Source organism: Kitasatospora sp. NBC_00374 (genome assembly GCF_041434935.1).
Classification (GTDB): domain Bacteria; phylum Actinomycetota; class Actinomycetes; order Streptomycetales; family Streptomycetaceae; genus Kitasatospora.
Window position 1 is genome coordinate 3,277,243 of the sequence record NZ_CP107964.1, and the last position, 11,204, is coordinate 3,288,446.

The 11,204-nt window shown below is 73.7% G+C and carries 13 protein-coding genes and 1 tRNA gene; 7 read left to right on the forward strand and 7 right to left on the reverse strand.

Annotation, left to right across the window (positions count from 1 at the left end; all coding sequences use genetic code 11):
• Positions 1 to 81 precede the first annotated feature (81 nt).
• Positions 82 to 176, reverse strand: a tRNA-OTHER gene (locus OG871_RS14590).
• Positions 177 to 349: 173 nt separating this feature from the next.
• Here OG871_RS14590 and OG871_RS14595 point away from each other — a divergent pair.
• The 3 genes from OG871_RS14595 to OG871_RS14605 all read left to right on the forward strand — a co-directional run bounded on the left by OG871_RS14595 (position 350) and on the right by OG871_RS14605 (position 1,954).
• On the forward strand, positions 350 to 1,354 hold the full coding sequence (locus tag OG871_RS14595; RefSeq protein WP_371497193.1) for a DUF2156 domain-containing protein: 1,005 nt from the start codon (positions 350 to 352) through the stop codon (positions 1,352 to 1,354).
• Between the two features lie 52 nt (positions 1,355 to 1,406).
• The gene (locus OG871_RS14600; protein ID WP_371497194.1) at positions 1,407 to 1,568 is read left to right on the forward strand and encodes a hypothetical protein; all 162 of its coding nucleotides are present in this window, start codon (positions 1,407 to 1,409) and stop codon (positions 1,566 to 1,568) included.
• 179 nt (positions 1,569 to 1,747) lie between these two features.
• Entirely contained in the window at positions 1,748 to 1,954 is a 207-nt protein-coding gene (locus OG871_RS14605; protein ID WP_371497195.1) for a hypothetical protein, read from the forward strand.
• An 87-nt stretch (positions 1,955 to 2,041) separates the two neighbouring features.
• Here the strand turns inward: OG871_RS14605 and OG871_RS14610 are convergent, their stop codons facing one another.
• The 3 genes from OG871_RS14610 to OG871_RS14620 all read right to left on the reverse strand — a co-directional run bounded on the left by OG871_RS14610 (position 2,042) and on the right by OG871_RS14620 (position 3,591).
• Positions 2,042 to 2,317, reverse strand: a complete 276-nt coding sequence (locus tag OG871_RS14610) for an acyl carrier protein (RefSeq protein WP_371497196.1) — start codon at positions 2,315 to 2,317, stop codon at positions 2,042 to 2,044.
• A gap of 92 nt (positions 2,318 to 2,409) precedes the next feature.
• A complete protein-coding gene (locus tag OG871_RS14615) occupies positions 2,410 to 2,649 on the reverse strand; it encodes an acyl-CoA carboxylase epsilon subunit (protein WP_371497197.1) in 240 nt (79 codons plus the stop codon).
• Positions 2,650 to 2,772: 123 nt separating this feature from the next.
• Positions 2,773 to 3,591, reverse strand: a complete 819-nt coding sequence (locus OG871_RS14620) for a BTAD domain-containing putative transcriptional regulator (RefSeq protein ID WP_371497198.1) — start codon at positions 3,589 to 3,591, stop codon at positions 2,773 to 2,775.
• Between the two features lie 243 nt (positions 3,592 to 3,834).
• Between OG871_RS14620 and OG871_RS14625 the strand changes: the two genes are divergently transcribed.
• The 4 genes from OG871_RS14625 (at position 3,835) to OG871_RS14640 (ending at position 9,237) form a co-directional block, all read left to right on the forward strand.
• Positions 3,835 to 4,116, forward strand: coding sequence for a hypothetical protein (locus OG871_RS14625; RefSeq protein ID WP_371497199.1), 282 nt, complete (start codon positions 3,835 to 3,837; stop codon positions 4,114 to 4,116).
• Complete coding sequence (locus OG871_RS14630) at positions 4,106 to 6,403, forward strand: TOMM precursor leader peptide-binding protein (RefSeq protein WP_371497200.1); 2,298 nt, start codon at positions 4,106 to 4,108, stop codon at positions 6,401 to 6,403. The genes OG871_RS14625 and OG871_RS14630 overlap by 11 nt, the downstream gene beginning before the upstream one ends.
• 70 nt (positions 6,404 to 6,473) lie before the next feature.
• On the forward strand, positions 6,474 to 7,973 hold the full coding sequence (locus OG871_RS14635) for a SagB family peptide dehydrogenase (protein WP_371497201.1): 1,500 nt from the start codon (positions 6,474 to 6,476) through the stop codon (positions 7,971 to 7,973).
• A gap of 58 nt (positions 7,974 to 8,031) precedes the next feature.
• Positions 8,032 to 9,237, forward strand: coding sequence for a sensor histidine kinase (locus OG871_RS14640; RefSeq protein ID WP_371497202.1), 1,206 nt, complete (start codon positions 8,032 to 8,034; stop codon positions 9,235 to 9,237).
• 43 nt (positions 9,238 to 9,280) lie between these two features.
• Here the strand turns inward: OG871_RS14640 and OG871_RS14645 are convergent, their stop codons facing one another.
• The 3 genes from OG871_RS14645 to OG871_RS14655 form a co-directional block, all read right to left on the reverse strand.
• On the reverse strand, positions 9,281 to 9,889 hold the full coding sequence (locus OG871_RS14645) for a DNA-binding response regulator (protein ID WP_371497203.1): 609 nt from the start codon (positions 9,887 to 9,889) through the stop codon (positions 9,281 to 9,283).
• Between the two features lie 134 nt (positions 9,890 to 10,023).
• A complete protein-coding gene (locus tag OG871_RS14650; RefSeq protein ID WP_371497204.1) occupies positions 10,024 to 10,899 on the reverse strand; it encodes a 4'-phosphopantetheinyl transferase superfamily protein in 876 nt (291 codons plus the stop codon).
• A complete protein-coding gene (locus OG871_RS14655; RefSeq protein ID WP_371497205.1) occupies positions 10,896 to 11,174 on the reverse strand; it encodes an acyl carrier protein in 279 nt (92 codons plus the stop codon). Before OG871_RS14655 ends, OG871_RS14650 begins: the two co-directional genes overlap by 4 nt.
• Positions 11,175 to 11,204: the final 30 nt, after the last annotated feature.

Consider the following 11,204-nt stretch of genomic DNA (forward strand, 5'->3'; position numbering starts at 1 on the left):
TGCCGCCCACCGGGCCGGTCCGGCCCGGGAACGCCCGATGCCCGGCCGCCGAGGAAGGCGGCCGGGCATCGGAACTCCGTGCGGAGAGGGCAGGATTCGAACCTGCGAAGGCGGGCTGAACCACCCGGCCGGAGCCGAGGCCCCGGCCCCCGATCAACCACTCCGGGCACCTCTCCGTGTTCCCGGCCCGGTCCCCCGCGCCGTTCACGGGAACAACACTGCCAGCCTTTTCTGACGGCCCGCTGACGCCTTCCTGACGCCGCACCGCAGAGTTTCTCCAGCCCTTTCCCGCGACATTTCCGAGTGCTGTACTTACTGCACCGCCACCCATCCGCGAAGGGAAATCCAGATGTCACCGTCCGCCGCGACCGCGACCGCGAGCCCGGTCCTGTCGGCCATCCGCACCCACACCCGGTCGGAGAACCCGAGCTCCTTCCTCGCCCTCAACTCCGGCAACAGCGTCTTCACCACCCCCGGCGCGGACGGGGTCGCCGTCTACCGCCGCACCGGCCGGCACCTCGTCCAGTTCGGCGGCCCGTTCGTCGCGCCGGAGACCTACGACCTGCTCCTCGACGGCCTGGTCGACCACGCCGAGGAGGAGCAACTCCAGCTGGTCGCCGTCCAGTTGCAGCGCTCCGACGCCGAGCGCTACGCCGCGCACGGCTTCACCGTCAACCAGATCGGCGCCTCCTGGGCCGTCCACCTGCCGGACTTCGCGCTGCGCGGCACCCGCTTCATGCAGCTACGGAACAAGATCTCCCGGGCCTTCCGCAACGGCCTGCAGGTCACGGAGGTAGCGGCCGAGGACTGGCAGGACGGCATCGCGGAGATCGACAACGCCTGGCTCGGCTCCAAGGGCGACCACGCCCGCCAGCTGGAGTTCCTGGTCGGCCAGATCGGCGGCCCGGCGCAGGAGCACCGCCGGCTGTTCGTCGGCACCATCGACGGCGCCCCGGTCGGCTACATCTCCTACTCCCCGGTGTACGGCGCCCGGGCCGGCTGGATGCACGACCTGAGCCGCCGCATCCCGGGCGGCTCCCCCGGCCTGATGGAGGCGATCAACTCCACCGCCATCGAGGTGTTCCGCAGCGAGGGCGTGGAGTGGCTGCACTTCGGCTTCACCCCGTTCACCGGGCTCGGCCAGGAGTACGAACTGCCCGGCTACAGCCCGTCGTTCCAGTGGCTGATGCACTTCCTGTGGGCCGAGGGCGCGGCGATCTACCCGGCGCAGACCCAGCTCGCCTACAAGGAGAAGTGGGCCCCGGACGTGCTGCTGCCCGAGTACGTGGCGTTCCGGGGCCCGGCCTCGCTGGCCTCGTTCGCGCACATCTTCCGCGCCTGCAACGCCTTCTGACCCGACCCCCGAGACCACCGGCCCCGCCCGGGACCACCAGAGGAGAGCACTCATGACCCAGCAGGATCCCTCCACCGACGCGCTGAAGCAGTCGGTCGTGGAGTCGTTCATGGCCATCATCGGGGCCCCGGACGACCTGGAGACCGCCCGCGCCGCGGACGACGCGGTCCGCGCCCTGGACGCCCGGCTGCTCGCCGAGGCCGCCGCCGGCTGAGCACGACCCCTCGCACGCACCGCACCGCACCGCACCGCAGCCCAGCGCACCCGACGGCGCGGCGCCGAAGCCCTGTCCCGAGTCCCGGCAGGCCTTCGGCGCCGCGCCGTCCGCCTCCCCGCCGTCCGCCTCCCCGCTCCCGCCGAACGCCCCGAGCCCCGAGCCCCGAGGAGCCCGCCGTGTCCGCAGCACATCCCCGGCCGTCCGCGCCGCCCGCATCGCCCGTGCGCCTGCGCGTGGTCCGGCCGGCCCCCCGCCGGCCGCCGGTGCCCCCGCCCGCCCCTGGCCGGGCCCTGCGGGCCGTCGCCGACGCCGGTCTCGTGCTGGCCATCGCGCTGCCGGTGTACCAACTCGGCGCGCTGCTCGTCCGGTTGATCCTGCACTGAAGCCGCAACGGCCCCGGGGCCCGGTCTCCCGCGCCACCTCACGGTGGGACGGGAACCGGGCCCCGGGGCCGCACTGTCACGGGAGTGTCAGGCGACGCGCGCCTCCTCGGCGAGGAACGCCGCCATGGCCGTGACCGTGGGGTGCTCGTACGCCACCGCGGGCTCCAGGTAGAGCTCGAACTTCTCCTCGATGTCCCCGAACAGGCTCAGCGCGGCCACCGAGTCCATGCCGAACTCCGCGAACGGCATCTCGGTGTTGATCTCGCTCTCCGGGCGGGAGAGGTAGCTGCTGAGCCGCTCGACCAGCCAATCGCGGATGTCCTGCTCCACCTGCTCAAGGTGAATCGATCCCTGGACTGTCATCAGATACTCCTTCGCAGTGGCGTCTCGCCGCAGGGTGCACTCCCTCCCTCAAGAGCGACTAGAACCGATCTGGATCTGCCGGGCGCGAGGGCTCAGGCCGCCGTCCGCCAGCTGCGCGGCGACAGGTAGGCGGCACCCACCGGCCGCAGCCGGGTCCCGGCCCGGCCCGCCGGCGAGGCGGCCTCGGCCGCGGCCCGGGCGGCCGACACGGCGGCGAGCACCACCACCAGCACCGCGAGCTCCTCGCCGGTCGGCCGACCGCGTTCGACAACGACGAGCGCCCGCCCCCGCGCGTGGGCGGGGGCGGGCAGCGGCTCCTCGATGATGTCCATGCCGCGGACGGTAGGAAGGGCATCTCGCGCGGCACTCGTGCCACCCTCGACGCCCGGTGGAGACCGGCTCGCTCCGAGCGTCGGAAACCACGGACAGGAAGGCGGGAACGGGGACGGAAGGTGTCAGCCGACCACGTGGTGAAGCTCCATCGAGAGCTCCGCACCCGCCAGGTCGAGCCGGGTGTCGGCGGCGAGCACCGCGGCGTGCAGGCGCTGCAGCCGCGCCGAGGGCTCGATGCCCAGCTCGCCGACCAGGGTGTTGCGCAGCCGCTGGTACGTCTCCAGGGCCTGCCACGAGCGGCCGGAGCGGTACTGCGCCAGGATCAGCTGGGCGTGCAGGCCCTCGTGCATCGGCCGCTGGGCGGACAGCATGGTCAGCTCGCTGAGCAGCACGGCGTGCCGGCCCAGCCGCAGGTCGGCCGCGATCCGGCTCTCCAGCGCGCCGAGCCTGGCCTCCTCCAGCTGCAGCACCTCGATCTCCAGCACCCGGCCGACCTGGATGTCCACCAGCGCCGGCCCGCGCCACAGCGCGAGCGCCTGGCCGAGCAGCCTGGAGGCGGCGACGTCGTCGTGCGCGGCGAGCGCCGCCCGCCCGAGGCCCAGCAGTCGCTCGAACTCCGCGCTGTCCACCTCACCGGGCTGGACGTCCAGCAGATAGCCGCCGTACCGGGTGACCAGGATCTCCTTGGCCGTCGAGGGCTGCTCGGCGTGGAAGGCGGTCCCGAGCTTGCGGCGAAGCTGCAGGATGTACGTCTGGAGGGTGGTGGCGGCGCTGCGGGGAGGCTGGTCGCCCCAGATCTCCTCCATCAGGGTGGGCACCGTGACCACCTGGTTGGCCTGGAGCGCCAGCAGCGCCAGGATCTGCCGCGGCTTGGCAGCGCTTGGTGCGAAGGATGTCTCCTGCTCCTGTGCGACGAACGGGCCCAGAAGGTTGATCTGCATGGATCCGCCTCCCTTCCACTACTGGACAGCACCGGGGATTCGCTCCCCAGAGCCTCGCACGCGGGAGGCGGGCGGCAACAGTGAGATCCTCACGGATCGGACGGGAATCACCACACACGGCCACCATGGGATTCTCACGCCGCGCACATGACGGATCCACTGTCCATGGCGGGGTCGGATCACACAGACTTCCGTGCCGTACCACTGTGAGCACAGGCCGTCCCTAGCAACGGAGTTGCCCCCGTGAGCGCACTCGCCATTCCAGCCGCACCGTCCAGCACCGGCCTTGAGCGCGACTGGCGTTTCGCCGAACTGGTCATCGCGGCCCATCTCGACCCGGTCCTGCGCACCCGCTACACCGACGAACCCGCACCGGTGCTGGCCGAGTTCGGCATCGCCCTGCCCCTCGGCGCCCCGGCGCCGGCCCTCGCCCCCGCCACGGGCGGCCGGCTGACGATCGAGGACCTGGACCAAGGCACCGTCCTCGCCGGATTCACCTTCTGCACCGCTGACAGTGAGCTCTGACTCGGAGCTCAGAGCCCTCTCCACGACCGGCCCGCGGGTACTGGCGTTCCGACGCCACCTGCGGGCCGAAGTCATCGCGGGCGAGGGTGCGTACTTGATCTCCGAGCGGGGCACCACCCGCCTGCGCGGCGCGCACGTGGAGGCGGTCGCGCCGCTGCTGGACGGCACCAGGGACCTGCCCTCGCTGCTCCGGGAGGCCGGGGACCGCGTCTCGGCCGCGGAGATCGGCGAGCTGCTCGGCTCGCTGTCCGCGGCCGGGCTGGTCAGCTACCGCCCCGCCGACCAGAGCGGACGGGACCCCCGGGCCGAGGCCTTCTGGGAGCTGGCCGGCCTCGACGGCAGCAGCTCCTCCGCCCGGGTCACCGCCGCCCAGGTCCGGATCCTCGCCGTCGGCCGGGACGACGAGGCCAGTGTCCGCCCGGCCTTCGAGGCCGCCGGCCTGCGCTGCGTCACGTCCGACTCGCCGGACGCCGCAGAGCTGACCGTGGTGGTGTGCGACGACTATCTCGCCCCGGTGCTGCGCCGGATCGACCTCGCCCAGCGGGCCGCCGGCCGGCCCTGGCTGATCGCCAAGCCCACCGGCTCGGTGGTGTGGTCCGGCCCGGTCCTCTCGGCCGACGAGGGCGCCTGCTGGCAGTGCCTGGCGCACCGCCTGCGGGCGAACCGGGTGCACGAACTCACCGTCCAGCACGCCCTGGGCCTGTCCGAGCCACCGCTCGGCCCGGAGGCCTCGCTCGGCGCCACCCGCGCCCTCGGCCTCCAGCTCGCCGCCCTGCAGGCCGCCAAGTGGCTCGCCGGACAGCCCCGTTCGGAGCGGCCGGAGATCCACACCCTGGACACCCTGAGCCTGCGGGCCGGCCGGCACACGGTGGTCCGCCGCCCGCAGTGCCCCACCTGCGGCACCCCGGCGGCCGGGGCGGCCCGGATGCTGGAGCCGGTCGTGCTGCGCCCGGCCCGGCGCGATCCGCCGGCCGGCCACGGCCGTGGCCGGCGGCCCCCGACGGCGCAGCAGGTGCTGGACCGCTACGGCCACCTGGTGAGCCCGATCTGCGGGGTCGTCCAGGAGATCACCCGGGCGCAGGCCCCGGCGCCGCTGCACTCCTTCACCGCCCGCACCTGCACCGCGCCGGAGGGCCGGGCCCCGCTGCGAAGGGAGAGCGGCGGCAAGGGCGCCACCGAACTCGACGCCCGGGTCAGCGCCCTGTGCGAGGCGCTGGAGCGCGAGTCCGGCCGGCTGCACGGGGACGAGCCGCGGATCCGGGACACCCTGCGCGGGCTCGGCGAGGCCGCACTGCCTCCCAACAGCTGCCAGCTGTACCACGAGCGGCAGTACCGCGACCGCGCCCAGTGGAACATCGCGCACGGCAGCTACCAGAGGATCTGCGAACCGCTGGACGAGCGCACCCCGCTCGACTGGACGCCGGTCTGGTCGCTCACCGGCGGCCGGCAGCGGCTGCTGCCGACGGCGATGCTGTTCTACGGCTCGCACCAGCCCGGCGACGACGCCCGGTACGCCCGGGCCGACTCCAACGGCTGCGCCGCCGGGGGCACCCTGGAGGACGCCGTCCTGCGGGGCTTCCTGGAGCTGGTCGAACGGGACGCCGTCGCCCTGTGGTGGTACAACCGGACCCGCCAGCCGGCCGTGGACCTGTCGGCGCTGGGCGACCCGTGGATCGACGAGGTGGCCCGATTGCACCGCGGGCAGGGCCGCGAACTGTGGGCCCTCGACCTCACCGCGGATCTCGGCGTCCCGGTGGTGGCCGTGCTCTCCCGCAGGCGTCAGGGGCCCACCGAGGACATCCTGTTCGGCTTCGGCGCCCACTTCGCCTTCCCGGAGGCCGTCCGCCGCGCCGTCGCCGAGGTCAACCAGCTGCTCCCGGCGGTGGCCCCGGCCGGCCCGGGCGGCCCGCCGCGCTACTCGCTCCAGGATCCGGCGGCCCTGCACTGGTGGCGGACGGCGACCGTCGACCGCCACCCGTACCTGCTCCCCGACCCCGAGCAGCGGGCCGTCCGTCCGTCGGACCGCCCGTCGCCGGCCGGCACCGGGACGCGCTCCGACGTGGAGACCGCCGGTGAGCTGGTGCGCCGGCACGGCATGGAACTGCTGGTGCTCGACCAGACCAGGGCGGACATCGGGCTCCCGGTGGTCCGGGTGATCGTGCCCGGCCTGCGGCACTTCTGGGCCCGCTTCGCCCCCGGCCGCCTGTACGACGTGCCGGTGCGACTCGGCCGGCTCGACGAGCCGACCCCGTACGAGCGGCTCAACCCCGTCCCGCTGTTCGTGTGAGACTCAAGTGGTGCTCGACCGGCGTCCCCGATAGTGGGCCATTCGCACACTGCCTACCCTGGAGAGCGCCATGGACGCAGCGGCCGGAGGATCGACGCCGGAGCTCCAGCGCCTCTGGTCGCTCCGCGAGGACGTCGACGTCGAGTTCGAGGGGCCGGACGGGGACGCCCTGCTGCGCAACCGCTGGTCCACCGTGCGGCTGGCCCGGCCCGACCGGGCCGGCCGCGAGGCCCTGCGCAGGATGACCTTCGGGCCGATCTCGCTGGGCAACGTGCTGGACGGGGCGGAGAGCGGCGCCCGGGCCAGGCTCGACGAACTGCTGGGCATGATCCCGCACCTGACGATCCGTTCGGTCGGGCTGACCGACAGCGAGCTGCCGCTCCTGTCGGTCGTCCCGATGTCCCCGCAGGCCGTCCTGGAGCCGGTCGGGCTGGGCCCGGACCAGCCGGTCCGGCTCTCCCGGTTCGCCGTCCTGTCCGGTGCCGGGCGCGGCCTGACCCTGGAGTCGCCGCTCTCGCTGTTCCGGGTGGTCACGCACCGCCCCACCGCGGCCGCCCTGCTCGGCGCCCTCGGGTGGAGCACCACCCTGGCCGAGCTGGACTCGCTGCTCCCGTTCCCGTCCGCCGCTGTCCGCGAGGCGGTCGGGCACCTGCTCGCCGCCGGCCTCGCGGTCGCCGCCGGGCGGACGGCGGACGGCGGCGCGGCGTTCGCCGAGGACGCCGACCCGGTGCTGTCCACCTGGTCACCGGTGGATCTGCTGTTCCACACCCGCAGCACGGCCGGCCGGCACGACAACGACTTCGGGGCGACCTACGCCCACGCGGACCGGCTGAGCCCCGAACCGGCCGTCCGCACCGCGCCGGACGGTCCCCGCTTCCCGCTGCCGCTGCCCCCGCCGGCCGGCCCGGACGACCCGCCGTTCGCCGCCGTGCTGGAGCGGGCGGCGGCGGCCGTCGACTGCGCGGACACCGCCGACCGGCTGACCGTGGACCACCTCGGCGTGCTGCTGTACCGCGCGGCCCGCGTCCGCGCGGTCGCCGAGGACCCCTCGGGCCCACCCGGGTACGAGGTCAGCGAGCGCCCGTACACCAGCTTCGGCCGCACCCATCCGCTGGAGCTCTACGTCTCGGTGAAGCGGTGCCACGGCCTGCCGGCCGGGGTGTTCCACTACGACCCCGAACAGCACCGGCTCACCCTGCTCAACGAGGACCGCGGGATCCTGGACGCCGTCCTGACCTGCAGCCGGGTCGCGGCCGGTCTGCCCGGCCCGCCGCCGCTGGTGATCACGCTCACCGCCCGGTTCGCCCGGACGGCCTGGAAGTTCAGCGGACAGAGCTACGCCCTGGTGCTGCGCGACACCGGGGCCGCCCTGCAGACCCTCGAACTGACGGCGTCGGCGATGGGCCTGGCGGCCGTACCGCTGGGCGCCACCGACATCGCGGCGGGGGCCCGTGTCAGCGGCGCCGACTGGCGGGCCGAGTCCCCGGTGGGGCAGTTGGTGCTCGGCCCGGCCGCGGCCCTCCCGGACGGGCCGCCAAGTCCGTACCATCCCTGGAACCATGGTGTCTGACCGTCGATCACCCCGTACGCTCGGTCCTCGGATGTGTCTGATCGGAGGATCCGGACCAGTGGCGAGAGACGAAACGGCCGGCGACGAGGGCCTGCGGCACGAGCCCGCACCGGTGTTCGCGCTCGGCATCCTCTATGCGGCGCTGCTCGCCTACCTGGTGCAGGTCTCGGTCAACCTGATCGCGATCCGGCCGGGCAGTCCCGGCCTGCTGCTGGGCATCGCCGCCTTCGTGGTGATCTGCGGCTGCCAGCTGGTCCACTGCCTGCCGCAGGCCAAGCTGGTCCGGCGAAGATTCGGCCGGCTGACCCTGGCCGTCCAGACGCTGCTGACCTACCTGCCCATCCTGCTCTTCGGGGCGATCTGGGGAGCCGCCGGAGGGTTCCTGGCCGCTTCCGGGCTGATGCTGCTGGAGGGCGCCTGGGCCTGGATCTGGTACGGCGGCGTCGTGCTCTCCATGACCGGTGTCGCCGTGCTCTACGATGCCAGACCGCAGGACGTGGTGTACGTCGCGATCTCCACCCTGCTGAGCGGACTGATGATGTACGGCCTGAGCCGACTGGTCCAGCTGGTGGTCGAACTCCACCGGGCGCGCGGCCAGCTGGCCCGGCTCGCGGTCGCCCAGGAACGGCTGCGGTTCGCCCGCGACCTGCACGACCTGCTCGGCTACAGCCTCTCCGCGATCACCCTCAAGAGCGAGGTGGCGATCCGCCTGGTGCACAGCCATCCGGCCCGGGCCGCCGAGGAGCTGACCTCCGTCCTGAGCATCTCGCGCCAGGCCCTCGCCGACGTCCGGGCGGTGGCCCGGGGCTACCGCGACATGTCGCTGGCCGGCGAGGCCGAGTCGGCCCGCGGCATGCTGGAGGCCGCCGACATCGCGGTCGAGACCCGGATCGAGACCTCCGAACTGCCCGGCGTGGTGGACACCACGCTGGCCACCGTGCTGCGCGAGGCGGTGACCAACATGCTCCGCCACAGCAAGGTCGAGCACTGCCGCATCGAGGTCGGCGAACAGGGCCCGGACATCCGGCTGCGGATCGTCAACGACGGCGTGCCCGAGCGCCGGCGTGCGGCCGCCAGGGGCGTCGGCCAGCTGCCCGGCGCCCGGACCTCCTGGGAGGAGGGCGGCAGCGGGCTGGGCAACCTGGAGACCCGGCTGGCCGCGATCGGCGGCAGCCTGGCCGCGGGCATCCAGCCGGACGGCACCTTCCAGGTGGTCGCCCTGGTGCCGCTGGCCCAGCAGACCGACCTGCGCAGCGTCTCCTGAGCGCCCGCGGGCCCGCCCGCAGGCCGCCCCGCCGCCCGGCCGGTCAGCTCAGCCAGCCCGCCTCGTCCGCCTTGCGGATCGCGTCCACCCGGTTGCGGGCGTTCAGCTTGGTGACGACGTTGGTCAGGTAGTTGCGCACGGTGCCCGCCGACAGGAAGAGTCCGGCGGCGATCTCCACCACCTCGGCGCCCTGGGCGGCCATCCGCAGCACCTGCACCTCGCGGTTGGTCAGCGGGCAGTCGGCCGAGTCCCAGGCCGCCATGGCGAGTTGGGGGTCGATCACCCGGTCCCCGGCGGCGATCTTGCGGATCGCCCTGGCCAGCTCCTCCGGCGGCGCGTCCTTGAGGATGAACCCGGAGACCTTCGCGGCCATCGCCCGCCGGAGCGTCCCGGGCCGGCCCAGGCTGGTCAGGATCAGCGCCCGGCAGGACGGCAGTTGGTCCCGCAGCAGACCCGCCGCCGTCAGGCCGTCCACCCCGGGCAGGTCGATGTCGAGCACCGCGATGTCCGGCCGGTGCGCGAGCGCCTGCGGCAGGATCTGGTCACCGTGGTCCACCTCGGAGACCACCTCGATGTCCGGCTCCATCCCCAGCAGCGCCACCAGCGCGCCCCGGACCATGTTCATGTCCTCGGCAAGCAGTATCCGAATCACTTGGCCCCGGTCCCCCGTCCGCGCACCGGCTCGCAGACGTCTGCCTCGACGCCGGTACCGCTTCGAATCGGTCTGGCTTCGTGACCGCCAGAGGTGCGATTCTAGCCAGGAGATCGCGGCATGCAACCTTACGATCACACTCCGGAGGCTAAGGCCCGTTCCGGGCCGATGAGCGCGTCGACGAGGCCGTCGTCGAGCATCGTCCGGGCCGCGATGTCCGCGGTCTCGTCGAAACCGGCGTCGAACAGGGCGACGCTCACCGTGTAACCGGTGACCGCCCAGGTCCCGAAGCTCCACTCGCCCCCGGTCCCGGGTGAGCCGTCCGGCCGCAGCACCTGGACCCGCTCCGCGCCGGTCGCGAAGCCGAACTCGGTGAAGCGGAACCGCAGTCCCTGTCCGATCGCCTTGCTGTACGCCTCCTTGAGGGTCCACAGCCGCACCAGCGCCGGGTTGCGCCGCCCCGGCTCCAGCAGTTCGAGCTGCGCGGCCTCGTACGGCGTGCAGATCTGCCGCTCCGCACCGGTGCCGAGCAGGGTGCGGTCCGCCACCTCGGCGTCCACCCCGATCCAGCCGCACCGGGTCAGCCCCACCACCAGCAGGTCCTCGGTGTGGCTGAGGCTGATGTCGACCTGGTCGCAGCCCCTCAGGTACGGCCGGCCGCCGAGCTTGTACGCCAGGTCGACCGTCTCCGGGGGTGCCTGCAGCGCCGCGCCGGCCGCCGTCTTCAGCAGCAGCCGCGAAGCCAGGAAGCGCTCCCTGACCTGCTCGTGGGACATCGCCTGGTACCTGGCCCAGTCCCGGCCGAGCACGGCACGGTCGCCGGGGTACTCCCCGCCCGGCCCGTCGGCGGGCGGCCGCTCCCGCGGCACCCAGTCGCCGAGGCCGGCCACCAGGACGGCGCTGCCGCGCCGGGTGAGCGACTCCCGCACCTCGTCCCAGCCGCCGCCCGGCCCGCGGTACACCGGGATCGGCCCGCCGAGCGCCGCCCCCGGGTCGCGGGCCGGCCTCACGGCCGCACCTCGGCGGCCAGCTCGGTCAGGTACTCGGCCAGGGTCGAGCAGTTCACCAGGCTGTCCACCATCTCGGCCAGCGACAGCTCGCCCAGCTCCGGGAAGCGCAGCTCGATCCGGTACTTGAGCTGCATCAGCATCACCGAGTCGAAGCCGAGGTCGTCGTAGAAGCGGGCATCCACCGGGACGGCCGGCCGGCCGCCGCCCAGCACCGCCGCGGCCTCCTCGGCGAGCTCGCCCAGCAGCCGGGCCGGCCGCTCCAGCACCGCACTCATCCTGTACTCCCTGTCTGTCGGTCGGTCATG

What these genes read in the sequence shown, in the direction of transcription:
- OG871_RS14595 (WP_371497193.1), top strand. Translation starts at nt 350, where the DNA reads ATGTCACCGTCCGCCGCGACCGCGACCGCGAGCCCGGTCCTGTCGGCC.
- OG871_RS14600 (WP_371497194.1), top strand. Translation starts at nt 1,407, where the DNA reads ATGACCCAGCAGGATCCCTCCACCGACGCGCTGAAGCAGTCGGTCGTG.
- OG871_RS14610 (WP_371497196.1), bottom strand. Translation starts at nt 2,317, where the DNA reads ATGACAGTCCAGGGATCGATTCACCTTGAGCAGGTGGAGCAGGACATC.
- OG871_RS14615 (WP_371497197.1), bottom strand. Translation starts at nt 2,649, where the DNA reads ATGGACATCATCGAGGAGCCGCTGCCCGCCCCCGCCCACGCGCGGGGG.
- OG871_RS14620 (WP_371497198.1), bottom strand. Translation starts at nt 3,591, where the DNA reads ATGCAGATCAACCTTCTGGGCCCGTTCGTCGCACAGGAGCAGGAGACA.
- OG871_RS14635 (WP_371497201.1), top strand. Translation starts at nt 6,474, where the DNA reads ATGGACGCAGCGGCCGGAGGATCGACGCCGGAGCTCCAGCGCCTCTGG.
- OG871_RS14655 (WP_371497205.1), bottom strand. Translation starts at nt 11,174, where the DNA reads ATGAGTGCGGTGCTGGAGCGGCCGGCCCGGCTGCTGGGCGAGCTCGCC.